Here is a 23818-nt window from a genome sequence, read left to right as displayed (position 1 = left end):
GTCCTGTGTATATTTTGAATACTGCAAATCGCCAGCACAGTCGTCTTCTGACCGCCGCTCGCGTAAACTTGCGCCCTTTCGCAGCCCCACCCCGCTGCACACTCATTTTTTCAAAGGTGCCCGCCATGCCTTGGCTGCAAGTCCGTCTCGCCATCAGCCCAGAACAAGCCGAAACCTATGAAGACGCTTTCCTCGAAGTAGGCGCTGTCTCCGTAACGTTCATGGACGCCGAAGACCAGCCGATCTTCGAACCCGAACTCAACACCACGCCGCTGTGGTCCCACACCCATTTGCTGGCCCTGTTCGAAGACGGCACCGATGCCGCCAGCGTCCTGGCCCATATGGAGCTGCTCACCGGCGGCCCGCTGCCAGAGCACCACAGCGAAGTCATCGAAGACCAGGATTGGGAACGCAGCTGGATGGACAACTTCCAGCCGATGCGTTTTGGCCAGCGCCTGTGGATTGTACCGAGCTGGCATGCCGCGCCCGAGCCCGACGCCGTCAACCTGCTGCTGGATCCGGGCCTGGCGTTCGGCACCGGCACCCACCCGACCACCGCGCTGTGCCTGGAATGGCTGGACGGCCAAGACCTGACCGACAGCCACGTGCTGGACTTCGGCTGCGGCTCGGGGATCCTGGCGATTGCCGCCCTGCTGCTCGGCGCCAAGGAAGCCGTGGGCACCGACATCGACGTGCAAGCCCTGGAAGCCTCTCGCGATAACGCCGGGCGCAACAACATTCCTGAAGGCAAATTCCCACTCTACCTGCCGGAGCAATTGCCCCAGGTACAGGCCGACGTGCTGGTGGCCAACATCCTCGCCGGCCCGCTGGTGTCGTTGGCGCCGCAGTTGTCGAGCCTGGTCAAGCCGGGCGGCCGCCTGGCGCTGTCGGGCATCCTGGCCGAGCAGGGCGAAGACGTCGCCGCTGCCTACGCCAAGGATTTCGAGCTGGACCCGATCGCCAACCGCGATGGCTGGGTACGCATCAGCGGTCGTCGGCGCTAGAATGAGCGCTTGCCTGAATCGGATGGCCGCATGACCGACAGTTTCGTCACCCAGTGCCCGCATTGCCAATCGCGCTTTCGCGTCAACCACGCTCAATTGAGCGTGGCCCGTGGCGTGGTGCGCTGCGGCTCGTGCCTGCAAGTGTTCAATGCGGCTCGCCAGCTGCTGGAGCAACGCGCCCAGGCGCCGGCACCGCAGCCCGAGGCGACTCCCGAGGCGCCGAGCGCCATCAGCCAGAAACAGTGGAGCGCCGAAGAGCTGGACCTGGACAACCTGGACCTGGATGAAGAACTGGCCAAGCTGGAACGCCGCGAGATTCAGCACACGCAGCCTGTTGGCGCGGATCGTCGCCAGCCCGGCACCGACCGCCGCCAAAAGGATGAATCCTTCAGCGCCAGCCGCGACACGGTCAAGGCCGAAGAAGAAAAATGGGCGGCAAGCCTGTTCAGCGAGCCGCCTGAAGAGCGCCTCCACGTCACCGAAGACCAGCCAGAACCTGCAACCAGGCAGCGCACCGAACCGTCCATGTCGTTCCACACCGACGATCGCGACGATGAGCCCCCCCTGCGTTCAACACCAGACGATGACGACATCGACCCACCGTTTACACCGCTGACCAAAGCGGCCGAACCCGACGATCGCCTGCACCCCCGCCGCAAGCGCCCACGCGCTGAAACCAGCGCCCATGACGACCTGCTGCAGGACCTGGAAGACGATCCGCTGCACCTCTACGCACAAAAACGCCCGACAGGCCTGGGCCGTCGCCTGGTCTGGCTGCTGCTGGTGCTGATCGCCGCCGCCGGCCTCGCAGGCCAATACATCGCCTACCAATTCGACGACCTGGCCCGCCAGGACGCCTATCGCCCGTGGTTCCAGCAACTGTGCCCCACCCTGGGTTGCACCGTGCCATCGCGGGTCGATATTGCCCATATCAAGAGCAGTAACCTGGTAGTGCGCAGCCACCCGGATTTCGCCGGGGCGCTGGTGGTGGATGCGATCATCTACAACCGCGCCACCTTCTCCCAGCCCTTCCCGCTGCTGGAGCTGCGTTTTGCCGACCTGAACGGCAACCTGATTGCCAGCCGTCGCTTCAAACCCGCCGAATACCTCAGCGGTGAGCTGGCCGGCGTTAGCGAAATGCCATCGCAAACCCCGATCCATATCTCCTTGGATATCCTCGATCCGGGCAACAAAGCCGTGAATTACAGCCTGAGCTTCCATTCGCCCGAGTGAATCGGTTCACGCGTTGAAGTTTGACGGCAGGTTATTGACTTTCCCCTGCGTAACCAAACCGCTGGCGATAAAGAAATAACTGTTCAGATTTTATCCAATTCAGCCTTTATCCAGTCATCGAGAGCGGGTATCATGCCAACCCTTTTTCGAACTCTAATGATCCGGCCCCACAACAGGGAAGTCCTATGTCGGCGGTACGCATCGGCCCATACACATTGCAGAACGGCTTGATCCTCGCCCCGATGGCGGGCGTCACCGACCAGCCCTTTCGTCAGCTGTGCAAGCGTTTGGGCGCGGGTCTAGTAGTCTCGGAAATGGTCACCAGCGACATGAGCTTGTGGAACACCCGCAAATCGCGGATGCGCATGATCCACGAAGGTGATCCCGAGCCCCGCTCGGTACAGATCGCCGGTGGAGATGCACAGATGCTGGCGGATGCGGCCCGGGCCAACGTGGAGTTGGGGGCGCAGATCATCGACATCAACATGGGCTGCCCGGCCAAGAAGGTCTGTAACAAGGCCGCCGGTTCGGCCCTGTTGAAAGATGAGCAGTTGGTGGCCGAGATCCTGCAGGCCGTTGTCGCCGCAGTGGATGTGCCGGTTACCCTGAAGATCCGTACCGGTTGGGACCGGGACAACAAGAACGGCCTGACAGTGGCGAAGATCGCTGAACAGGCAGGCATTACAGCGCTGGCGGTGCATGGCCGTACCCGCGCCGACCTTTACACCGGTGAAGCCGAGTACGACACCATCGCTGCGATCAAGCAGGCGGTATCGATGCCGGTATTCGCCAATGGCGACATCGACTCCGCCGAGAAGGCAAGGCGCGTGCTGCACGCAACTGGTGCCGATGGCTTGTTGATTGGCCGGGCCGCCCAGGGGCGTCCATGGATTTTTCGTGAGATCGATCATTTTCTGCGTACCGGCGAAGTGTTGCCGGCACCGGGGCTGATCGAGGTGGAACGTATTCTGCTAGAGCATCTGGCCGCCCTGCACGCCTTCTATGGGGACGTGATGGGAGTACGCATTGCTCGCAAGCATGTCGGCTGGTATCTCGCAACCCTGCCGGGCGCCAGGGAGTTTCGCGCCCACTTCAATCGTTTGGATGATACGCAAGCACAGGTCGCCACCGTTCGAGAGTACTTCAGCGAGCGTGAAAAGAGCCTGGGGACAGGGGACGGAGAGGGGGTGGCCGCATGACGATGATGACCGAGACTTTAGTGAGTGGAACAACACCCGTGAGCGACAACGTCAATTTGAAACAGCACCTCAACACGCCGAGCGAAGAAGGCCAGACCCTTCGCGGGAGTGTCGAGAAGGCGCTGCACAATTATTTCGCCCACCTTGAGGGCGCTTCCGTCACGGACGTGTACAACCTGGTGCTCTCCGAAGTCGAGGCGCCCTTGCTCGAAAGCGTGATGAACTACGTCAAGGGCAACCAGACCAAAGCCAGTGAGCTGCTGGGCCTCAACCGTGGCACCTTGCGCAAAAAGCTCAAGCAATACGATTTGCTGTAAGCATTCAATCAAACCAGAAAGGCGCCCGCGTAAAACCGGTCGCCTTTTTTGCTGACTCCTTTGCTTTTGATGGAAATTGAAATGACCGACCAGACTACCCGCCTGCCGATCCGCCGCGCCTTGATCAGTGTCTCCGACAAGACCGGGATCCTCGAATTTGCCCAGGAGCTGGAAGCCCTGGGCGTGGAAATCCTCTCCACGGGCGGGACCTTCAAACTGCTGCAGGACAACGGCGTGGCCGCAGTGGAAGTGGCGGACTACACCGGCTTCGCAGAAATGATGGACGGTCGGGTCAAGACCCTGCACCCGAAAATCCACGGCGGTATCCTCGGCCGTCGTGGCACCGACGACGCGATCATGGCCGAGCACGGCATCAAGCCGATCGACCTGGTGGCCGTCAACCTCTACCCATTCGAAGCCACCATCAACAAGCCAGGCTGCGACCTGCCGACCGCCATCGAAAACATCGATATCGGCGGCCCGACCATGGTGCGTTCAGCGGCCAAGAACCACAAAGACGTGGCCATCGTGGTCAACGCCAGTGATTACGCCAACGTATTGGAAAGCCTGAAAGCCGGTGGCCTGACCTACGCCCAGCGTTTCGACCTGATGCTCAAGGCGTTCGAACACACCGCCGCCTACGACGGCATGATCGCCAACTACATGGGCACCGTGAACCAGGCCGCTGAAACCCTCAGCACAGAAGGCCGCAGCCAGTTCCCGCGCACCTTCAACAGCCAGTTCATCAAGGCCCAGGAAATGCGCTACGGCGAGAACCCGCACCAGAGCGCGGCGTTCTACGTGGAAGCCAAGCCTGCCGAAGTGGGCATTGCCACGGCGACCCAGTTGCAAGGCAAGGAGTTGTCCTACAACAACGTGGCCGACACCGACGCCGCGCTGGAATGCGTAAAGAGCTTCGTCAAGCCGGCCTGTGTGATCGTCAAGCACGCCAACCCATGCGGCGTGGCCGTGAGCCCGGACGCTGAAGGCGGTATCCGCCAGGCGTACGAACTGGCCTACGCCACCGATACCGAATCGGCCTTCGGCGGCATCATCGCCTTCAACCGCGAACTGGATGCCGAGACCGCTAAAGCGATCGTCGAGCGTCAGTTCGTTGAAGTGATCATCGCCCCAAGCGTCAGCGAAGAAGCCCGCGCCATCGTGGCAGCCAAAGCCAACGTGCGCCTGCTGGCCTGCGGCGAGTGGTCGGCCGAGCGTGCAGCGGCCTGGGACTACAAGCGCGTCAACGGTGGCTTGCTGGTACAGAGCCGCGACATCGGCATGATCGGCAGCGAAGACCTGAAAGTGGTGACCAAGCGCGCCCCGACCGAGCAGGAGATCAACGACCTGATCTTCGCCTGGAAGGTGGCCAAATACGTTAAATCCAACGCCATCGTCTACGCCAAGAACCGCCAGACCATCGGTGTCGGCGCCGGCCAGATGAGCCGTGTGAACTCGGCGCGTATCGCCGCGATCAAGGCCGAGCACGCCGGTTTGCAGGTGGTGGGTTCGGTGATGGCTTCCGATGCGTTCTTCCCGTTCCGTGACGGCCTGGACAACGCCGCGAAAGCCGGTGTAACCGCCGTGATCCAACCGGGTGGTTCGATGCGTGATGCCGAAGTGATCGCCGCCGCGGATGAAGCTGGCATCGCCATGGTCTTCACCGGCATGCGTCACTTCCGTCACTGATTCAACTCGATCGAAATGTGGGAGCGGGCTTGTGTGGCGATCGGGCTTGCCACATGAGTTCGGCTCCACATTGAAGCGCACCCTGAGCGCCTACAGAATTTGAGGTTTTTGACATGAATGTTTTGATCATTGGCAGCGGTGGCCGTGAACACGCCCTGGCCTGGAAAGTTGCCCAGGACCCGCGTGTCCAGAAAGTCTTCGTCGCGCCCGGCAACGCTGGCACCGCCATTGAAGCCAAGTGCGAAAACGTTGCCATCGACGTGCTGGCACTTGAGCAACTGGCGGACTTTGCCGAGAAAAATGTGTCCCTGACCATCGTCGGCCCGGAAGTGCCGCTGGTGGCCGGCGTTGTGGACCTGTTCCGCAGCCGTGGCCTGGACTGCTTCGGCCCCACCGCCGGTGCGGCCCAGTTGGAAGGTTCCAAAGCCTTCACCAAGGATTTCCTGGCCCGCCACAAGATCCCGACTGCCGACTACCAGAACTTCACCGAGATCGAGCCGGCCCTGGCTTACCTGCGCGAAAAAGGTGCGCCAATCGTGATCAAGGCCGATGGCCTCGCTGCTGGTAAAGGCGTGATCGTCGCCATGACCCTGCAGGAAGCCGAAGACGCCGTGCGCGATATGCTCGCTGGCAACGCTTTCGGTGACGCAGGTTCCCGCGTGGTCATCGAGGAGTTCCTCGACGGCGAAGAAGCCAGCTTCATCGTGATGGTCGACGGCAAGAACGTCTTGCCGATGGCCACCAGCCAGGACCACAAACGCGTCGGCGACGGCGACACCGGCCCGAACACCGGTGGCATGGGGGCCTACTCCCCTGCCCCGGTGGTCACGGCCGACGTGCACCAGCGTGTCATGGACCTGGTGATCTGGCCGACCGTGCGCGGCATGGCCGACGAAGGCAATGTGTACACCGGTTTCCTGTATGCCGGCCTGATGATCGACAAAGCCGGTAACCCCAAAGTCATCGAGTTCAACTGCCGCTTCGGCGACCCGGAAACCCAACCGGTGATGCTGCGCCTGCAATCGAGTCTGGTGCTGTTGGTCGAGGCGGCATTGGCCCAGGCCCTGGACAAGGTTGAAGCGCAGTGGGATCCACGTCCGAGCGTCGGCATCGTGCTGGCGGCCGGTGGCTACCCTGCCGACTACGCCAAGGGCGATGTAATTGAAGGCCTGGACGCGGCTGCTACGCTGGAAGGCAAGGTGTTCCATGCGGGCACCGCGCTCAAGGATGGCCAGGTCGTGACGGCCGGTGGCCGTGTGCTATGCGCCACCGCCATGGGCGCCAGCGTCGACGTCGCGCAGCAACAGGCGTACAAGCTGGCCGCGAAGATCGACTGGAAAGGCTGCTTCTACCGCAAGGACATCGGCTATCGCGCCATTGCGCGGGAACGTGGCGAGAACCAGTAAGCAGCTATCCGTTCGGCTAGGCAGGGGCCTCTGGCCCTTGCCGTATGCAGGCCTACCCGCGCATAGTTAACCGTGCATCAACCTACGAAGGGATTTCGCCGTGCGCTGGCTCAGGATCGCCATAGGTTTCACTGTCACTCTGCTGACACTGCTCTGCTTGTTCCCGGCCCAGGCCGCCGCGCAAGGCAGTGGCTGGGCAGTATTGCTTGATGAACAGGCCGACCTGCAACTGAGCGACATCCGTTCCTCGCGCTACACCAACCAATTCAGCCCCATCGAACTGGACCGCATTACCGCCGCGGAACCGGACGGTGCGTTGTGGGTACGTTTCAAGCTGCAACCCGGCAAGCACGAACAAGTGCTGCGGGTATTCGCCCCGGACCTGTCGCACCTGAGCCTCTACGTGTTGGACGGCGACACCCTGGTGGAACAACAGAGCACCGGCACACGCCAGCCCCAGGCTGAACGGCCGTTGCCCAGCAGTGACTTCATGCTGCCGATGCCCCAGAGCCAGAACCCCCTCGAGGTCTACCTGCGCCTGGTCTCGGAACACGAGCTGCGCCCCTACATCACCTTGGAACCGGCCGTGCTCGCCGCCGCCGACCAGACCCAGACGCTGATCTACGGCCTGCTGTTCGGCTGCCTGTTGATGCTGATCCTGCACAACCTCACGCGCTTTGCCTACCACCGCTCGCGCAGCAGCCTGTGGCTGGCGGCCTGCGAAGTGCTGCTGATGCTCAGCCTGGCGCTGCTACTCAACCTGGTGGGCCCATGGCTGCCGAACTGGCATGCGATCCAGACGCCCGGCGCCTACCTGGCGCTATTGCTCACCGCGCCGTGCGGGCTGATGTTTGCCTACCGGTTCTTCATGCCCCTGGGCCCGCACCCGCTGAACAAGCTGTTGATGGCGGACATCCTGTTCATCGTGCTGTGCGGCCTGCTGTTGTTGTTCGTCAACACCCTGCCGCTGAACATCATCACCTACGCCCTGGTGGCCCTGGCCGGCTTGAGCATGCTGTTTGTCTCGGCCTATCACTGGCAGAAAGGCTACCGCCCGGCACGCCTGTTCGTGGTGGCGATGGTGGTGTTCAACATCGGTACGCTGATCATCCTGCCAGCGTTGCTGGGCCTGACGATGGTCTCGCCCCAGGGCCTGATCGTCACGCTGCTGGCGTTTATCTGCCTGAGCGGCCTGCTGATGAGCCTGGCGTTGGGCGAACGCCAGCGTGCGATTGTCGAGGCGCGTTTCAGCCTCAGCCGCGACCTGGCGGCGAGCAATGCCGAAATCGCGGCCAAGGCCGAGTTCCTCGCCAAGATCAGCCACGAAATCCGCACCCCCATGAACGGTGTGCTGGGCATGACCGAACTGCTGTTGGGTACGCCGCTGTCGGTGAAACAGCGCGACTACGTGCAGACCATCCACAGCGCCGGCAACGAACTGCTTACGCTGATCAATGAAATCCTCGATATCTCCAAGCTCGAATCCGGCCAGATCGAACTGGACGATGTGCAATTCGACCTCAATGCGCTGATCGAAGACTGCCTGAGTATCTTCCGCGCCAAGGCCGAGCAGCAGAATGTCGAACTGATCAGCTTTATCCAGCCCCAGGTGCCCCGCGTGATCAGCGGCGACCCGACGCGCCTGCGCCAGGCCATGTTGAGCCTGCTGGAAAACGCCCTGCAAAAGACCGACGAAGGCGAAGTGTTGATCGTGGTGGCCCTGGACGACCGCAGCACCAAGCCACGCCTGCGCATTGCCGTGCAGGACAGCGGCCTGCCCATGGAAGCCTCAGAGCGCGACGCCCTGCTGCACAGTGAGCTGCACAGCAAGAATTTCTTCTCGGCCACCCGGCTGAATGGCCACCTGGGCCTGGTCATCGCCCGCCAGTTGATCCTGTTGATGAACGGCGAGTTCGGCATCAAGAGCGGCAGCCACCAGGGCAGCACCCTGTGGCTGACCCTGCCGCTGGACCCGGAGCGCCTGGAACACCCGACCTCCGACCTCGACGGCCCGCTCAAAGGCGCGCGCGTGCTAGTGGTGGACGACAACGACACCTGCCGCAAAGTGCTGGTGCAACAATGTTCCGCCTGGGGCCTCAACGTCAGCGCCGTGCCCTCGGGCAAGGAAGCCCTGGCGTTGCTGCGCACCAAGGCGCACCTGCGCGACTACTTCGACGTGGTGCTGCTGGACCAGAACATGCCCGGCATGACCGGCATGCAACTGGCGGCGAAGATCAAGGAAGACCCGAGCCTGAACCACGACATCCTGCTGATCATGCTTACCGGCATCAGCAACGCGCCGAGCAAGATCATTGCGCGCAATTGCGGGATCAAGCGCATCCTCGCCAAACCGGTGGCCGGCTATACGCTCAAGACCACCCTGGCCGACGAACTGACCCAGCGCAGCAAAGGCAACGTGCCGCCACGTCCGGTCCTCAGCACTCCGGCCGCCATCACCGTGCCGGCGGATTTCCGCATCCTGGTAGCCGAAGACAACAGCATCTCCACCAAGGTGATCCGCGGCATGCTCGGCAAGCTCAACCTCGACCCGGACACCGCCAGCAACGGCGAGGAAGCGCTGGAGGCGATGAAGGCCCAGCGTTATGACCTGGTGTTGATGGACTGTGAAATGCCGATCCTCGATGGTTTCTCGGCGACCCAGCAACTGCGCGCGTGGGAAGTCAGCCACCAGCGCATCCGCACGCCGGTGGTGGCGTTGACCGCGCACATTCTGTCGGAGCACAAGGAACGTGCGCGCCAGGCCGGGATGGATGGGCATATGGCCAAGCCGGTGGAGTTGTCACAGTTGCGCGAGCTGGTGGAATTCTGGGTCGCCCAGCGGCAACAGCGCCCAGAACACGCACCTTCCTGAACTTGAAATGCAGTCAAATGTAGGAGGGGCAAGTCGAATCGTCGCACCGCCCCTCCCGCCTTTGATCTCTTTCGCCTGATAGACTCTCCACACTTTCCTCCTGCGAGCCGCCCCCCATGCTCCACGTGTTATTCAGCGTCTACCTGAAAATGCTGGTGCTCTACAGCCCGTTCTTCGTGCTGTCCTGCTTTATCAGCCTGACTCGTGGTTATTCCAGCAAAGAGCGGCGGCGCCTGGCGTGGAAGGTGGCGCTGGCGACCCTGGTCTCGAGCGTGTTGCTCTACCTGTTCGGCCGGGTGATTTTCAGTGTGTTCGGCATCACCGTCGACGCCTTCCGCATCGGCGCCGGCAGTGTGCTGTTCATTTCCGCCCTGGGCATGGCCCAGGGCAAGTCGGCCGTACAGACCGACAACGTGCAGCAGGATGTGACCATCGTGCCGCTGACCATCCCCCTCACGGTCGGCCCCGGCACCATCGGTGCGCTGCTGGTGATGGGCGTCAGCCAACCGCACTGGGATGACAAGCTCACCGCTATCCTCAGCATCGCCCTGGCCAGCCTCACGGTGGGCGTGGTGCTGTACCTGTCCAACCGTATCGAACGCATCCTCGGTGACCAGGGCTTGCAGATTGTCAGTCGGTTGATGGGATTGTTCGTGTGTGCCCTGGCCGCACAAATCATCTTTACCGGCGTGCGCGGCTACCTGGTGCCCTAGATCCGGTATTTGGCAATTGCCAGTTGTACCTTGTCCCCCGCGCTCTCGCGCATCAGTTGGATCGTCTTTTCATTGATCACCGAGGTATTGAGCACCAGGCACGTCTGCCCGCTGAAGGCCTCGAACGAGGAGCTGTCCCACTCCAGGAAGGGCAGCCCTGTCTGTTTGCTCACGCCGTGAGTGCTGTAGGTCACCAGCACCATCGTCAATTCGCCATCGATTTCGGCACAAGAGGCCAGGCCGAAATCACCGCCCTGGTGCACCGAGCTGTTGCGTTTGAACAATTCAAAAGACGCCGGCGTCTGCTTCAACGCCTCCAATGCATCGGCCGCCAGTTTCGGCAGCATGCCCAGCAGCGGTGCGGACAAGGACGTGGAAGCCAACAGCGTGGCAATAAGATTCAGCGCCGCCAGCTGCACGGTCAGCCCCTTGCCCGAACGTGAGACCCGCTCGAAGCTGCTGCGCACCGGGAGCCATCCCAGGCTGACCATCACCTTGATGAATTCGTCGTACCAGTCCTCGGTACCGCGGTGTATTTTCAATACATCGCTGACGTAACTGCTGGCCAGTAAATAACTCTTACGGACATATTCTCGCTTCAGACCCGACAGGCCTTCGGCAAACGAAATCACGCCGTTGTTGACCACGGCTGCGTTGAAGTCATCTTCGGTGTCCAGCGGTACAGCTGCGTGCTTGCCTGACGCGCCCGGTAATGTGTAGGCGGCAATCAACTTGCGCCTTTTTGTAGTGTTGATCCGTCTGTGATGTCGCTCCATTTTGATTCTCCACAAGCACCCCAACGTGGGGCTTGTGTCCACCCTAGTTCACCGGCCGATGGGCTTTCCAGGCGATAAACATCCCTTGGCGCAACGCGTTAAACCGTAACGCCCAGCAATAATGCGGCATGACCGGCTTGCCTCCATATTTCGTTGTAAAAAAAAGAAAAAACGCCGAATAACGCCAGAAAAATCCCTGGGCTATTCGGCGCTTTCAGGCAACCGACAGACCGTTTTCAGGAAGCGGGTTTTTCACCGTACCAGCGAGGTGTGTAGACCCATTCGCCACCACCGGCACGGGGAAATGTGCAGGTGGTAGACGAGCCGATCAACACCATGGTGCGCATGTCCACTTGATCCGGCGTCAGTTGCCCCAGCGTGGTGACACGCAGGGTCTGCCCCGGGCGACCGATATCGCGGCCCAGCACCACCGGCGTTTGCGGCGTGCGATGCAGGGCGATGATTTCCAGGGCACGCCCCAGTTGCCACGGCCGCGCACGCGAGATCGGGTTGTAGAACGCCAAGGCCAGGTCGGCCTGGGACGCGAGGTCCAGGCGTTTTTCGATGATCGACCAGGGTTTGAGGTTATCCGACAGCGACATCACGCAGAAGTCATGGCCCAGCGGTGCGCCCGCCTGGGCGGCAGTGGCCAGGCTGGCCGAGACCCCGGGCAGGATTTCCAGGTCGACCTGATGCCAGGCCGGATCGCTGGATTCGTGCAGCGCCTCGATCACCGCAGCCGCCATAGCGAACACACCCGGGTCACCGGAGGACACCACCACCACCGAGCGACCTTGGGCCGCCAGCTCGAAGGCGTGGCGGGCCCGCTGCATTTCTTCGCGGTTATCGGTGCAGTGTTGCACTTGATCATCGCGGAACGGGCCGGCCATGCGCACATAGGTTTCGTAACCCAGCACATCGGTGCAACGCGCCAACTCAGCCTTCACCGCAGGCACCATCAACTCGGCGGCACCGGGGCCGAGGCCGATCACGGCAAGGCGGCCACGAACACGACCGATCTGCGACAACTCCAGCGGCTGTTCAGCCACGCTGACCACGATATCGGCATCCTGGCAAACGCTGGTAAAACGCAACGGCACACCCAGCGCCAACGCCGCCTCATGCAGCGACGCTTCGGCCATCTGCGTTTCGCTGGCCAGCAGGCACGCCAGGGATTGCACGGCCAGACCCGCTTCATGCAACGCCGTGCGTACACGCTCGGCCAATTGCGCGCCGGGTTTGCAGGTCACACTGACGGTCTTCGGGTAGATCAGCAATTCATTGGCGGTGGGTTGGCGCTCGGCACTGCCGACATGAATCGCCAGGCGCGCTTGTGGGTCCTGCGGCAAGTTGGCCTGGTCCAGCCAAGGCGCTGCGCCTTCGATGCGCACGTTTTCACCGGCCAGCAAGTCGGACACGAAACGCTTGCCCAACTCCAGGTCGGCCAGTTCATAGCCCTGCGGCGGGTTGAGCAGGCAGGTGCCAAAACGCAGTTCGCCACTGGTGGTGATCGCAGCGGCCACATTCAACGCGGCAGCAATTTCGCGCGCCATGACGTTTACACCGCCAAGGCCCCCCAGCAACGGCACTACGGCGCTGCCGTCTTCAGCCACGGCCAGCACGGCCGGCTCTTCGCCTTTTTCCAGCAGCAGCGGCGCCAGGGTGCGGATCACGATACCGGCCGCGCACAGCGCAATCAGCGGCGTGCCTTGCTGGTACAACTGGCGCAGGGTCGTGCCGAACTCGCTGTAGGCCTGGTCAGCACCTTCAACGCGTCCAGCAAGACCGTAGATCAGCGCCTCGGGATAAACCTGTTGGATCCTGCGCGCAGTGGCCAGGCTGCCCTGGCCCAGAATGACAATCGCCGGGTTCATCAACCTTGCCACCTTTCACCCGGCACGATGATCAGCGAGAAATAGGGCGAAGACGCCGGGTCGACCTGATCCAGCGGCACGATCTTCTGGTTGGCCATGGTGGCGCGCTCCACATAGAGGGCACGCTCGGCCAGGCCGAGTTCTTCGAGCACCAGGCGCACTTTCGGGAAGTTGCGCCCCAGCTTCATGATCACCGCCGCGTCGGCGTCGGCCAGGCGGCGCTTCAGGTCTTCATGGGGCAACACGCCCGAAAGCACCGACAGGCTCTGGTTGCGATACACCAGCGGCGCCCCCAACACCGAGGCGCCGCCGAGCATCGAGCACACGCCGGGGATGACTTGCGCTTCGTAGCGTTCGGCAAGTCGGTCATGCAGATACATGTAGGAACCGTAGAAGAACGGGTCGCCTTCGCAGATCACCGCCACATCGCGACCGGCATCCAGGTGCGCGGCAACGTCGACACTGGCAGCGTCGTAGAAATCGCTGATCACCTGCTCATAGGACATCGGCGCCGGCAGTACCTCGGTGGTCACCGGGTACACCAGCGGCATCAAGGTCTGTTGCGGCACCAGGTGATCTTCGATGATGCCGAAGGCATTGCCCTTCTTGCCCTTGGCCACGAAGTACGCCACCACCGGCGATTCGCGCAGCAGGCGCAGGGCCTTGAGGGTGATCAGTTCCGGGTCGCCGGGGCCTACGCCCAGGCCGATCAAACGTCCGCGTGCCGGCATTATTCGACCTCCGTGGCCAGGGCATTCACCGCAGCGGCGGCCATCGCACTGCCGCCCAGGCGGCCCTGCATGATCACGAACGGCACGCCACGGCTGTCCGCCGCCAGCATCGCCTTGGATTCGGCGGCGCCGACAAACCCGACCGGGAAGCCAAGGATCAAGGCAGGTTTAGGCGCACCGGCATCGAGCATTTCCAGCAGGTAGAACAACGCGGTCGGCGCATTGCCGATCACTACTACGCTGCCTTCCAGATGCGGGCGCCACAGCTCCAGCGCGGCGGCGGAACGGGTGTTGCCCAGTTCACGCGCCAGCTCCGGCACGCTGTCGTCGCGCAGGGTGCAGATCACCGGGTTATTGGCCGGCAGGCGCGCACGGGTCACACCCTCGGAGACCATCCGCGCATCACACAGGATCGGCGCGCCAGCGGCCAACGCATCGCGCCCGGCCTTGCCCGCGCCTTCGGAAAACTGCAGGCCGTCGATGGCCTCGACCATGCCGCACGCATGAATCACCCGCACCGCGAGTTTCTCCAGGTCGGCCGGAATGCGCTCCAACCTGGCTTCCGCGCGAATAATGGCGAAGGAGTTGCGATAGATCTCCTGACCGTCGCGGATGTAATCAATCATCGGTGTTGCTCCGTGGACGAGCGCGCAACAGGGCGCCCGCCGCTTCAATGGAAAGGGTGCGCGCGTGCAGCCGGCCGAAACCGGGCTGGGCTGCCTCGCGGAAATAGAGGTCGTAGTGGCCGGGGCTCACCGCCAGCAAGGTGACCGGCGCGACATGCGCGGCGGCACAGGAACGGGGGCAGCCGGACAGGTGCACGTCATGGCCGGGGTTCAGCGCAGCCAGTTGCACGGCGTCAGCCTTGGTGTCGGCCAGGGCCTTGCCGCAACCGCTGGAACCCGTGCAGGCGGTCATGCGCGCCAGGGGTTGGTCGATGGAGCAAAGGAAGCCCAGTTGCGCCAGGCGCTCGGTCACGGCGTGCGGTTTTTCGATGTTGGGCAACAGCACGCCTTGCCAAGGGGTGAAGCGCAAGGTGCCGTCGCCGTACTCACTGGCCAGGTGTGCGGCGCCTTTGAGCATCGTCGCGTCCAGGCGCCCCAAGGGTGCGATGACGGCGACGTAGAACTGATTCCTTTGAACCTGTGGATAAGTGCCGAGGTGCAGCAAAGCCCCGCTGGGCGGGCGTTTGAAGCCTTCAGCCGACAGCAATGGCAGGCGCAGATGCCCCAGCAAGTTATCCACAGCCAAATGCCGCATGCGGGTTTGTTCCGGGCCGGCCAGTTCGAGGAACGCCTCCAGCACGGCCACCACCAGCGCATGACCCTGCTCGAGCGGCACGGCGGCCAGCGGCGCATCCAGCCCCGGGCAACCGGCCAGGCCAAAGGCGAGGAGCGTCTGGCCATTGCGGATAAAGGCCGACAGCCACAGGTCGTGGTGATGTTCGAGCATCGCCAGGGCTTCGCCGCCATCCAGTTGTACGGCGAACTTGGCCGACAGTTCATGGAAACGGGGATGGTTTTGCAGGGTGGCGAGCATCTGCTCAGCCAACGGGCGGGTGTCGAACAGCATCTGCGGGTCGATCCCGGCGCTGGGGCTGAGCATCAGGTTGCGTACATCGTCGCCGGCGGCGTTGTCGGGACCCAGGCCTGCGGCCAGTAGCAGGGCGATCAATGCCTGCTCTTGGGCACCGATCCCGCGAATCTGCAGGTTGGCCCGGTTGGTCGCCTCAATCACCCCGCCCGCATGGGCCTGGGCCGCGTCCGCCACGGCATGGGCTTGTGTAGCGCTGATCGAACCACCGGCCAACTTGATCCGGCAAATGCCGCCGTCCAACGCCTGGACAATGCGCAGCAACCCCGGACAAGCCGAGGGGCGCAAGGTATTCACAGCGGGCGTTGGGTTCACGGGGCTACCGGTTGGTGGGTAAAGGCGCGGTATTATGCCTGCTTTGTCCGGCGGCATGAAAAGCCTGCCCGTCGGATGTCGTTCAAGGAATTCATATGTCGCCCTGGCTGACGGTTGTAGGCATCGGAGAAGACGGCTTCAAGGGACTGGGCAGGAACGCCCGGCATGCCCTGTTGCACGCCACGCGGATTATAGGCGGCCAGCGCCAGTTGGACCTGTTGCCGGTGTGTATCCGTGGCGAGCGTCAGGTGTGGCCGAGCCCGTTTTCCCTGGAACCGGTGCTGGCGCGGCGCGGCGAGCCGGTGTGCGTGCTCGCCAGCGGCGATCCGATGTTCTATGGCGTGGGGGCCAGCCTGGCACGGCAAGTGCCCGCTGAAGAGTTGCTGATTTTACCGGCGCCCTCGTCGGTGTCCCTGGCGGCGGCGCGGTTGGGCTGGCCGTTGCAGGACGTGGTGACGTTGTCCGTGGTGGCCCGACCGTTGGCCGCGATCAACGCGCACCTGGCCAGTGGCGTGCGCTTGTTGGTGCTGAGCAATGACGGTCGCAGTCCTGGCTTGATTGCCTCGTTATTGGCGCAGTCCGGTTTCGGCCAGAGCCGGTTGAGCGTGTTCGAGCACTTGGGCGGCCCGGATGAGCGGCGTGTGGAAGGTATGGCGGATGAGTGGCAGCACGCCTGCGTCGCCGATTTGAATCTGCTCGCCATCGACTGCGTCGCCTCTGGGGCAACACCGCGCCTGTCGCGCCTGGCAGGCCTGCCCGACTCAGCCTTCAAGCACGACGGCCAACTGACCAAGCGCGATGTGCGCGCCATGACCCTCGCCCGCCTGGCCCCCATGCCCGGTGAGTTGCTGTGGGACGTGGGCGCGGGCAGCGGTTCCATCGGTATCGAGTGGATGCGTACGCACCCGAGCTGCCGCGCGTTGGCGATTGAAGCCGATGAAGGTCGCCAAGGCCTGATCGAACACAACCGCGACGCCCTTGGCGTGCCCGGGCTGCAACTGGTTCGCGGCAAGGCGCCCGAGGCGTTGAGCGGCCTGGAAGCCCCGGACGCCATCTTCATCGGCGGCGGCGTCACCCGCAACGGCGTGCTCGATACCTGCTGGCAACACCTGCGCCCCGGTGGTCGGCTGGTGGCCAATGCCGTGACCCTGCAAAGCGAAATGACCCTGATGAACTGGCGTGCCCAGCATGGCGGCGAACTGACGCGCATCCACGTGGCGCAGGCGCAGCCGTTGGGGGAATTCGATACGTGGCGCCAGGCGTTGCCGATTACCTTGCTGGAAGTGGTCAAGCCGCTATGAAACGCATCCTGCTGTTGGGTGGCGTGACTGAAGCGCTGGCCATTGCTCGTACGCTGGGCCCGGAACCTATCTACAGCCTGGCCGGGGTTGGGCGCGTTCCCACCGACCTGACCTGCCAGGTGCGGGTCGGTGGTTATGGTGGTGCCGAGGGCTTGGCGCGATTTGTTCGGGATGAAGGGATTGGGCTGATTGTCGACGCGACCCATCCATATGCCGCGCAGATCAGCCGCAATGCCGCCGAAGCCGCGCGCGCGTGCGGCGTGCCTTGCTGGGCATTGCGCCGACCGGCGTGGCAGCCGCAAACGGGGGATGACTGGCGTGAGGTCAGTGATTGGGCTTCGTTGATTGAAGCGTTGAAGCCCTTCAAACGCCCGCTGTTCACCTTGGGCCGCGAGCCGTTGCAGCATCTGGATGAAATCCCGCCGGAGCAGTTCTGGACGCTGCGCGCGCTGGATGTGTATCCGGGGAATGCGCGGTGTGAAGTGATTGGCGCGCGCGGGCCGTTTTTGATTGCGGATGAGCGTGCGTTGTTCGAGCGGCGCGGCATTGATGTACTGATCAGCAAGAACAGCGGGAGCACGGCAACGGAGCCGAAGTTGGAGGTGGCACGGGAGCGTGGGGTGCCGGTGCTGGTGTTGAAGCGGCCGGTGTTGGCGATGGTAGATCGAGAATTCACTACTGTGCCTGCGGTACTACAGGCAATTGCCACTCTCTAAACACCATCGATTCAGTGTGGGAGGGGGCTTGCCCCGATTACGGTGTATCAGTCTAAACATCTGTGACGGGTCCATCGCCATCGGGGGCAAGCCCCCTCCCACATTTAGAACGGCATCATCATGCAGCGCTTTTCGTTTGCCCGGCAGCATCGTGTACACGCTCCGCAAGCAACTGCGCCAGCTCAATCAACTGCGCGACGCCGAGCAATGCTTCGCGTGGTGCGCCTTCCAGGTTGAAGGCAATGTCACAACTCAGCGCATTGGCTGAGGCCAGGGTTTCGCTGAGGTTGACCAAAAGGTCTTCACTGCTGATTCCATCGGACACGGTGAAAAGCCGGACGGGTCCATCCCTGAGGGCTCGCCATTACTGACAAGATCTGTAAGCCACCCTCAACTCGACCTGCCGAAGAGACGATTAGCGAACACATGATCGCAAATTCCGAGTTTGCGGACGCACTCAGCGTTGAAGCCGAAGCCCTGAAATCGGATGAACCTGAAGTAGCAGCGCGATTAAACCAATGGCTGGAAAAGGCCCAATACCTCCCTGACAGAAAGACAGGATTCACTCGTTTCGACGCCGCTGACTATCTCCTAACGCAAAAAGATATGGATGCTTTCCTCGAAGCCTGCATCGAAGAGGACCCAGGCGATGGTTCTTTGATCAAAATAGGGAGAGACGACATTGCTCGCGCAACCCGCAGGCTCAACACCAAGCGATAGCCGAACACTGGAAAAATGTGGGAGGGGGCTTGCCCCCGATGGCGCTGTGTCAGCCACTGGTTTGTTGGCTGGGCTGGCGCTAGCGGTGGCAAGTGAATCGTTGCACCAGCCCTCCCACATTTGAACTGTGCAGCTTTGAAGATCGGCATCCACTCGATTAACCGTCTATCCTCAAACCCGTCACTGCGACACCAAACCACACCGCCCCTTTTTACTTATCCCTACCGATCAGGCTAAATACCCGCCTGATCGTTTAACCCTACGGATTGTCCGCCATGGCCCGTCAACGCTTTGCAATTGCCTGGATCGCCTGCCTTGCAGTGCTGTTCAACGCCTTTGCCATGCCGATGGCCAGCGCAATGCAACAGTCCAGCGACCCGGTCCGGCAATTGTTGTGGGGCAGTTTCTGCTCGTCCAACGGTGCAAGCCTCAAGACCATCGCCCTGGGCAAGCTGGAGATCCCGGCGCCGCAGCAGGACGATCATTCCACCATGCAGCATTGCTGGTGTTGCTCGGGCTCGGCACCGTTGGTGGCGTTGCCGGGGCATGTGCCGCAGTTGTATCTCACCCAATTCAATACTTCACAGCGCTTGCCGCCGCCCCGGCTGCACAGCCCGCCCCCGCGTCAGCAATGGCCAAGCCTCAACCCCCGTGCCTCTCCAACGGCTTGATCTTCTTCGCAAGTGAACTGCGTTTAGAACCGTTCTGGAGAACTGCCATGCTCAAATCTTCCCTGCTTCTGGCTGCGTTGTTGCTGCCGGTGTTCAGTGCTGCCAATGCCGATGACTACAAGGCCGGCGACCTGCTGGTCAGCGATCCCTGGTCCCAGGAATTGCCACCGAATGCGCCAACCGTCGCGGCGTACTTTGTGATTCACAACACCGGAGAAAGCCCGGACCGCCTGCTCAGTGTCGACACCCCCGTGGCGGACAAGGCCGAGTTGCATGAGCATGTAATGCAGGGCGACCTGATGAAGATGCAGCAGGTGCCCAGCGTCGCCGTACCGGCCAAGGGCGAGCTGACCTTCGCGCCCATGGCGTATCACGTGATGCTGCTGGGCCTCAAGGACCGCAGCCTGCTGGCCGACGGCAAGCAATTCCCGCTGACCCTCACCTTCGAAAAAGCCGGCAAGGTCGAGGTAGAAGTGTCGGTGCAGAAAGTGCCGCCGATGACCACCCACGAGCACAAGCACGCCCAATAGGCTGACACTCGATGGGCGCCCCTCGCGCCAGGTTGTCTCCACATTCGCGTATGAAGCGCGGCAGTTGGATCAGCCTGTTCGCCATGCTGATGATCTTTATCGGTCCGCTGATTTCCCAAGCGATGCCGATGGACCATCACGCCGGTATGTCGATGGACATGCCAATGGACCACGGCGCCTCCCATCACCCCAAGGCGCCTGACGAACACCACGCCCTCTGGTCCAAGTGCGGCTATTGCGACCTGCTCTATAGCTGCCCCGCCCTGCCCGGCGGCGTTTCAATCTTCACCCTGAGCAGCCCGCCGCCCGCCAGCGCCCTCACCCCCGCCACACGCCTGGGCCATGCCCGGCAGAGCATCTTCCCCGGCGCCCGCAGCCGCGCGCCGCCCATCGCTTCGTAAGCACTTAACACCGTTACTTCACACCGGCCGACTTTAGACAGACAGCCGCAGGCTGCTGGCCGTGTTGTTTACGATTGCTAGATGGAATGTGTCATGTCCAGGTTTCCTGCTGACTCCCGTATGGGATATACCCCTGTGCTCGCTGCCCTGTGCGGCGCGCTGCTTGCCCCTCACGCTCAGGCCGATGACCACGCCGAACATGAGCTGACGCCCACCGTGATCACGGCGATCGCCCCCAGCTCACCGCTGACCGTTATCACCAACCCCAAAGACCCACGCCAACCGGTGCCCGCCAGCGATGGCGGCGACTACCTCAAGACCATCCCCGGCTTCGCCCTGGTGCGCAATGGCGGCACCAATGGCGACCCGGTGCTGCGCGGGATGTTCGGCTCACGCCTGAACATCCTCACCAACGGCAGCATGATGCTCGGCGCCTGCCCCGGCCGTATGGACGCCCCCACCTCGTACATCTCGCCCGAGACCTACGACAAGCTCACCGTGATCAAAGGCCCGCAAACCGTGCTCTGGGGCCCGGGCGCATCGGCCGGCACCATTCTGTTCGAGCGCGAGCCGGAGCAGTTCGGCGAACTCGGCACACGTCTCAACGCCAGCGTGCTGGCCGGTTCCAACGGGCGCTTCGACAAGGTCATCGACGCTGCTGCCGGCGGGCCGCTGGGCTACGTGCGGGTGATCGGCAACCAGGCCCACGCCGATGACTACAAGGACGGCAACAACGACACCGTCGCCTCGCGCTATGACAAATGGAATGGCGATGTGGCGGTCGGCTTCACCCCCGACGCCGACACCCTGCTGGAACTCACCGCCGGCCGTGGCGATGGCGAGGCGCGTTATGCCGGGCGCGGTATGGACGGTTCGCAGTTCCTGCGCGAGAGCCTGGGGCTGCGCTTTGAAAAGTCCAATATCGGCGAGGTGCTGGATAAGGTCGAGGCCCAGGTCTATTACAACTACGCCGACCACGTGATGGACAACTACAGCCTGCGCACGCCATCCGGCACCGGCATGATGGCGGGGCCCATGGCGTCCAACGTCGACCGGCGCACCCTCGGCGCACGTATCAAGGCCACCTGGCGCTGGGCCGATGTGCAACTGATCGGCGGCCTGGACGCGCAGACCAACGAACACCGCCAGCGCAGCAGCATGGGCATCGACACCTACAAGGACTTGCCCCGGGTCAAGGACGCCAACTTCCACAACTACGGCGTATTCGGCGAACTGACCTGGTACGCCGCCGACCGCGATCGCCTGATCACCGGTGCGCGGCTGGACCGCGCTTCGGCCAAGGATTTGCGCCAGACCAGCGGCTCGGGGATGATGACCCGCCCCAACCCGACCGCCGACGACACCCGCGCCGACACCCTGCCCTCGGGCTTCGTGCGTTATGAACACGACCTGGCCGACAGCCCCACCACCCTCTACGCCGGCCTGGGCCACTCGGAGCGCTTCCCGGATTACTGGGAGCTGTTTTCCCCCAACACCGGCGCGGTCGGTTCGGTGAATGCCTTCGACGGCGTGAAGCCGGAGAAAACCACCCAGCTCGACTTCGGCGCGCAGTACAAAGCCGACGATCTGGAAGCCTGGGCCTCGGGGTACATCGGCCGGGTGCAGGACTTCATCCTGTTCGACTACAGGCCCGGGATGATGGGCACCACCTCCCAGGCGCGCAACGTCGACGCCCGCATCATGGGCGGCGAACTGGGCGCGGCCTACAATCTGACGCGCAACTGGAAAGCCGACGCCACCCTCGCCTACGCCTGGGGCAAGAACAGCAGCGACGGCAAGGCGCTGCCGCAAATGCCACCGCTGGATGCACGCCTGGGCCTGACCTACAGCGAAGACGACTGGAGCGCCGGTGCGTTGTGGCGTGTGGTCGCGGCGCAGAACCGCATCGACCAGAACAAAGGCAATGTGGTCGGCAAGGACTACGACAAGAGCGGCGGCTTTGGCGTGTTCTCGCTGAACGCGGCGTACCGCATCAACAAGCACTTCAAGGTCAGCACCGGCGTCGACAACCTGTTCGGCAAGGCCTATGCCGAACACCTGAACCTGGCCGGCAACGCCGGGTTCGGCTACCCGGCGAGTGACCCGCAAGCCATCAAGGAGCCAGGCCGAACACTCTGGACCAAAGTCGACATGAGCTTCTAAGAGCATCGCGGGCAAGCGCCCTCCCACACTTTTGATGTTGTGAACACCATCAAATGTGGGAGGGGGCTTGCCCCCGATGACGGCCGACCAGACACAAAAAACTCAAAGCCTTGCGGAGCCCAATGATGAGCACTCAAAAAATATCCTTCTACAACCTGGCCTGGCGCTGGCACTTCTACGCCGGGCTCTTCGTCGCCCCTTTCATGGTGCTGCTGGCCCTGACCGGCATCATCTACCTGTTCAAACCCCAGCTCGACCCGCTGATGTACGGCGACCTGCTCAAGGTGCAGAGCGCCGCGCACGCCCTGAGCGCCGACGAGCAACTGCAACGCGCCCAGGCGGCCTACCCCAAGGCCGCGATCAGCAAATACCTGCCCCCCGCCGACGCCACCAGCAGCGCGCAATTCGTGACGCATCAGGACGGCCGCGAAGTGACGGTCTTTGTCGACCCCTATCGCGGCACGGTCCTCGGCGAGCAGGATGCCAAATACAACCTGCAAGCCATCGCCCGCGCGCTGCATGGCGAGCTGATGATCGGCACGGTCGGCGACCGTCTTGTAGAACTCGCCGCCGGTTGGGGCGTTATGCTGGTGGTGTCGGGCCTGTACCTGTGGTGGCCGCGCGGCAAGTCATCAGCCGGTGTTCTATGGCCACGCTTCACCACCCGTGGCCGGGTGTTCTGGCGCGACCTGCATGCGGTCACCGGTTTCTGGGGCGCCTCGCTGTTGCTGGTGATGCTGCTCAGCGGCATGACCTGGACCGGCTTCTGGGGCAAGCAGTACGCCGAGCTGTGGAATCGCTTTCCAGCGGCGATGTGGAACAACGTGCCGCAGTCCGACCAGCAGGCGCGCAGCCTCAATACCGCCAGCCAACAGACCGTGCCCTGGGCCATGGAGAACACGCCGATACCGATGTCCGGCGACCACGCCGAGCATATGAACCACGGCGCCATGCACGCCGCTCCCGCTGCACCCAAAGTGCGCCTGCAACAGGTGGTCGACCTGGCCAACGCACGCCACGTCGAGCCCGGCTACAGCATCACCTTCCCCACCACCGCCGAAGGTGTGTTCACCGTCGCAGTGTTCGCCAACGACCCACGCAACGACGCTACCCTGCACGTCGACCAGTACACAGGCAAGGTCCTCGCCGATGTGCGCTGGGAGCATTACAACCTGGTGGCGCGCGCCACCGAGACCGGCGTGATGCTGCACGAAGGCAAGATGTTCGGCTGGGTCAATCAGCTGATCGTGCTGCTGATCTGCCTGATGATCCTGCTGAGCGCGGTCAGCGGCGTGGTGATCTGGTGGAAACGTCGTCCGGTGGGCGGGCTGGGCGTGCCGCCGCTGCGCCACTACCTGCCGAAATGGAAAACCGCGATGGTGATCATGTTCGGGCTGGCGATCATTTTCCCGCTGGTGGGTGCGTCGTTGATCGTGGTGTGGGTGCTGGACCGACTGGTGTTGGCGCGGCTGTTCGCACAACGTGAATCTGCCTCAGGTTCGACATGAAGTCGGCGAGATGCCCTACATAGAGGCGTTATGTAGTCTTACGCGGGCTTTCGCCCACGCCGCATAAAGTGTTAACTTATAACACT

Annotated in this window: 22 protein-coding genes; 16 read left to right on the top strand and 6 right to left on the bottom strand. The window is 62.8% G+C overall.

The window, feature by feature from the left end:
• The first annotated feature begins 125 nt into the window (after positions 1–125).
• From prmA to K5K89_RS03990, 8 genes are all read left to right on the top strand, one after another.
• A complete protein-coding gene (prmA, locus tag K5K89_RS04025) occupies positions 126–1004 on the top strand; it encodes a 50S ribosomal protein L11 methyltransferase (RefSeq protein ID WP_071491599.1) in 879 nt (292 codons plus the stop codon).
• Positions 1005–1034: 30 nt separating this feature from the next.
• On the top strand, positions 1035–2237 hold the full coding sequence (locus K5K89_RS04020) for a DUF3426 domain-containing protein (protein WP_222540905.1): 1203 nt from the start codon (positions 1035–1037) through the stop codon (positions 2235–2237).
• A 185-nt stretch (positions 2238–2422) separates the two neighbouring features.
• Positions 2423–3436 carry a tRNA dihydrouridine synthase DusB gene (dusB, locus tag K5K89_RS04015; protein ID WP_092249945.1) on the top strand — a complete coding sequence of 338 codons (1014 nt, stop codon included), beginning with the start codon at positions 2423–2425 and terminating at the stop codon, positions 3434–3436.
• Positions 3433–3753, top strand: a complete 321-nt coding sequence (gene fis, locus K5K89_RS04010; protein WP_002555375.1) for a DNA-binding transcriptional regulator Fis — start codon at positions 3433–3435, stop codon at positions 3751–3753. Before dusB ends, fis begins: the two co-directional genes overlap by 4 nt.
• Positions 3754–3834: 81 nt before the next feature.
• Positions 3835–5442 carry a bifunctional phosphoribosylaminoimidazolecarboxamide formyltransferase/IMP cyclohydrolase gene (purH, locus tag K5K89_RS04005; RefSeq protein WP_222540904.1) on the top strand — a complete coding sequence of 536 codons (1608 nt, stop codon included), beginning with the start codon at positions 3835–3837 and terminating at the stop codon, positions 5440–5442.
• A 113-nt stretch (positions 5443–5555) separates the two neighbouring features.
• Positions 5556–6848: a phosphoribosylamine--glycine ligase gene (gene purD, locus K5K89_RS04000; protein WP_071491603.1), complete on the top strand. Its 1293-nt coding sequence runs from the start codon at positions 5556–5558 to the stop codon at positions 6846–6848.
• 100 nt (positions 6849–6948) lie between these two features.
• Positions 6949–9720, top strand: coding sequence for a hybrid sensor histidine kinase/response regulator (locus K5K89_RS03995; RefSeq protein WP_222540903.1), 2772 nt, complete (start codon positions 6949–6951; stop codon positions 9718–9720).
• A gap of 116 nt (positions 9721–9836) precedes the next feature.
• On the top strand, positions 9837–10433 hold the full coding sequence (locus K5K89_RS03990; RefSeq protein ID WP_003171467.1) for a MarC family protein: 597 nt from the start codon (positions 9837–9839) through the stop codon (positions 10431–10433).
• Here the strand turns inward: K5K89_RS03990 and K5K89_RS03985 are convergent.
• The 5 genes from K5K89_RS03985 to cobG form a co-directional block, all read right to left on the bottom strand.
• Positions 10430–11209, bottom strand: coding sequence for a hypothetical protein (locus K5K89_RS03985; RefSeq protein WP_222540902.1), 780 nt, complete (start codon positions 11207–11209; stop codon positions 10430–10432). The two genes, K5K89_RS03990 and K5K89_RS03985, sit on opposite strands and share 4 nt — an antisense overlap.
• Positions 11210–11445: 236 nt before the next feature.
• Entirely contained in the window at positions 11446–13083 is a 1638-nt protein-coding gene (gene cobJ, locus K5K89_RS03980; protein ID WP_222540901.1) for a precorrin-3B C(17)-methyltransferase, read from the bottom strand.
• A complete protein-coding gene (locus K5K89_RS03975) occupies positions 13083–13814 on the bottom strand; it encodes a precorrin-2 C(20)-methyltransferase (protein ID WP_071491607.1) in 732 nt (243 codons plus the stop codon). The genes cobJ and K5K89_RS03975 overlap by 1 nt, the downstream gene beginning before the upstream one ends.
• Complete coding sequence (locus K5K89_RS03970) at positions 13814–14440, bottom strand: precorrin-8X methylmutase (protein ID WP_071491608.1); 627 nt, start codon at positions 14438–14440, stop codon at positions 13814–13816. Before K5K89_RS03970 ends, K5K89_RS03975 begins: the two co-directional genes overlap by 1 nt.
• Positions 14433–15779, bottom strand: coding sequence for a precorrin-3B synthase (cobG, locus tag K5K89_RS03965; protein WP_222540900.1), 1347 nt, complete (start codon positions 15777–15779; stop codon positions 14433–14435). Before cobG ends, K5K89_RS03970 begins: the two co-directional genes overlap by 8 nt.
• Before the next feature lie 38 nt (positions 15780–15817).
• Here cobG and cbiE point away from each other — a divergent pair, with 38 nt between their 5' ends.
• A complete protein-coding gene (gene cbiE / locus K5K89_RS03960) occupies positions 15818–17023 on the top strand; it encodes a precorrin-6y C5,15-methyltransferase (decarboxylating) subunit CbiE (protein ID WP_222540899.1) in 1206 nt (401 codons plus the stop codon).
• A complete protein-coding gene (locus tag K5K89_RS03955) occupies positions 17020–17739 on the top strand; it encodes a cobalt-precorrin-6A reductase (RefSeq protein ID WP_071491611.1) in 720 nt (239 codons plus the stop codon). Before cbiE ends, K5K89_RS03955 begins: the two co-directional genes overlap by 4 nt.
• Before the next feature lie 118 nt (positions 17740–17857).
• Here K5K89_RS03955 and K5K89_RS03950 read toward each other — a convergent pair whose 3' ends face one another.
• Entirely contained in the window at positions 17858–18064 is a 207-nt protein-coding gene (locus tag K5K89_RS03950; protein ID WP_222540898.1) for a DUF6124 family protein, read from the bottom strand.
• 101 nt (positions 18065–18165) lie between these two features.
• Here K5K89_RS03950 and K5K89_RS03945 point away from each other — a divergent pair, with 101 nt between their 5' ends.
• The 6 genes from K5K89_RS03945 to K5K89_RS03920 all read left to right on the top strand — a co-directional run bounded on the left by K5K89_RS03945 (position 18166) and on the right by K5K89_RS03920 (position 23732).
• Positions 18166–18459, top strand: a complete 294-nt coding sequence (locus tag K5K89_RS03945) for a hypothetical protein (RefSeq protein WP_222540897.1) — start codon at positions 18166–18168, stop codon at positions 18457–18459.
• A gap of 275 nt (positions 18460–18734) precedes the next feature.
• Positions 18735–19130 carry a DUF2946 domain-containing protein gene (locus K5K89_RS03940; RefSeq protein ID WP_071491614.1) on the top strand — a complete coding sequence of 132 codons (396 nt, stop codon included), beginning with the start codon at positions 18735–18737 and terminating at the stop codon, positions 19128–19130.
• A gap of 47 nt (positions 19131–19177) precedes the next feature.
• The gene (locus tag K5K89_RS03935; RefSeq protein WP_222540896.1) at positions 19178–19660 is read left to right on the top strand and encodes a copper chaperone PCu(A)C; all 483 of its coding nucleotides are present in this window, start codon (positions 19178–19180) and stop codon (positions 19658–19660) included.
• 11 nt (positions 19661–19671) lie between these two features.
• Positions 19672–20061: a DUF2946 domain-containing protein gene (locus K5K89_RS03930; protein WP_071491616.1), complete on the top strand. Its 390-nt coding sequence runs from the start codon at positions 19672–19674 to the stop codon at positions 20059–20061.
• 93 nt (positions 20062–20154) lie between these two features.
• On the top strand, positions 20155–22224 hold the full coding sequence (locus K5K89_RS03925) for a TonB-dependent copper receptor (RefSeq protein ID WP_071491617.1): 2070 nt from the start codon (positions 20155–20157) through the stop codon (positions 22222–22224).
• A gap of 125 nt (positions 22225–22349) precedes the next feature.
• Positions 22350–23732, top strand: coding sequence for a PepSY-associated TM helix domain-containing protein (locus K5K89_RS03920; RefSeq protein WP_222540895.1), 1383 nt, complete (start codon positions 22350–22352; stop codon positions 23730–23732).
• Positions 23733–23818: the final 86 nt, after the last annotated feature.

Source organism: Pseudomonas sp. DR208 (assembly GCF_019823005.1).
Taxonomy (GTDB): domain Bacteria; phylum Pseudomonadota; class Gammaproteobacteria; order Pseudomonadales; family Pseudomonadaceae; genus Aquipseudomonas; species Aquipseudomonas extremorientalis.
The sequence above is the reverse complement of the archived record's forward strand: the minus strand, read 5'-3'. Positions and strand labels throughout refer to the sequence as shown.

Bases quoted from the DNA above. Each gene is read 5' to 3' on its own strand.
- K5K89_RS03935 (WP_222540896.1), top strand. From the start codon at position 19,178: ATGCTCAAATCTTCCCTGCTTCTGGCTGCGTTGTTGCTGCCGGTGTTC.
- prmA (WP_071491599.1), top strand. From the start codon at position 126: ATGCCTTGGCTGCAAGTCCGTCTCGCCATCAGCCCAGAACAAGCCGAA.
- cbiE (WP_222540899.1), top strand. From the start codon at position 15,818: ATGTCGCCCTGGCTGACGGTTGTAGGCATCGGAGAAGACGGCTTCAAG.
- purD (WP_071491603.1), top strand. From the start codon at position 5,556: ATGAATGTTTTGATCATTGGCAGCGGTGGCCGTGAACACGCCCTGGCC.
- cobG (WP_222540900.1), bottom strand. From the start codon at position 15,779: ATGCCGCCGGACAAAGCAGGCATAATACCGCGCCTTTACCCACCAACC.
- K5K89_RS04020 (WP_222540905.1), top strand. From the start codon at position 1,035: ATGACCGACAGTTTCGTCACCCAGTGCCCGCATTGCCAATCGCGCTTT.
- K5K89_RS03920 (WP_222540895.1), top strand. From the start codon at position 22,350: ATGAGCACTCAAAAAATATCCTTCTACAACCTGGCCTGGCGCTGGCAC.
- purH (WP_222540904.1), top strand. From the start codon at position 3,835: ATGACCGACCAGACTACCCGCCTGCCGATCCGCCGCGCCTTGATCAGT.
- K5K89_RS03945 (WP_222540897.1), top strand. From the start codon at position 18,166: ATGATCGCAAATTCCGAGTTTGCGGACGCACTCAGCGTTGAAGCCGAA.
- K5K89_RS03990 (WP_003171467.1), top strand. From the start codon at position 9,837: ATGCTCCACGTGTTATTCAGCGTCTACCTGAAAATGCTGGTGCTCTAC.
- K5K89_RS03985 (WP_222540902.1), bottom strand. From the start codon at position 11,209: ATGGAGCGACATCACAGACGGATCAACACTACAAAAAGGCGCAAGTTG.
- K5K89_RS03930 (WP_071491616.1), top strand. From the start codon at position 19,672: ATGGGCGCCCCTCGCGCCAGGTTGTCTCCACATTCGCGTATGAAGCGC.
- cobJ (WP_222540901.1), bottom strand. From the start codon at position 13,083: ATGAACCCGGCGATTGTCATTCTGGGCCAGGGCAGCCTGGCCACTGCG.
- K5K89_RS03970 (WP_071491608.1), bottom strand. From the start codon at position 14,440: ATGATTGATTACATCCGCGACGGTCAGGAGATCTATCGCAACTCCTTC.
- K5K89_RS03975 (WP_071491607.1), bottom strand. From the start codon at position 13,814: ATGCCGGCACGCGGACGTTTGATCGGCCTGGGCGTAGGCCCCGGCGAC.
- K5K89_RS03940 (WP_071491614.1), top strand. From the start codon at position 18,735: ATGGCCCGTCAACGCTTTGCAATTGCCTGGATCGCCTGCCTTGCAGTG.
- K5K89_RS03925 (WP_071491617.1), top strand. From the start codon at position 20,155: ATGTCCAGGTTTCCTGCTGACTCCCGTATGGGATATACCCCTGTGCTC.
- K5K89_RS03955 (WP_071491611.1), top strand. From the start codon at position 17,020: ATGAAACGCATCCTGCTGTTGGGTGGCGTGACTGAAGCGCTGGCCATT.
- fis (WP_002555375.1), top strand. From the start codon at position 3,433: ATGACGATGATGACCGAGACTTTAGTGAGTGGAACAACACCCGTGAGC.
- dusB (WP_092249945.1), top strand. From the start codon at position 2,423: ATGTCGGCGGTACGCATCGGCCCATACACATTGCAGAACGGCTTGATC.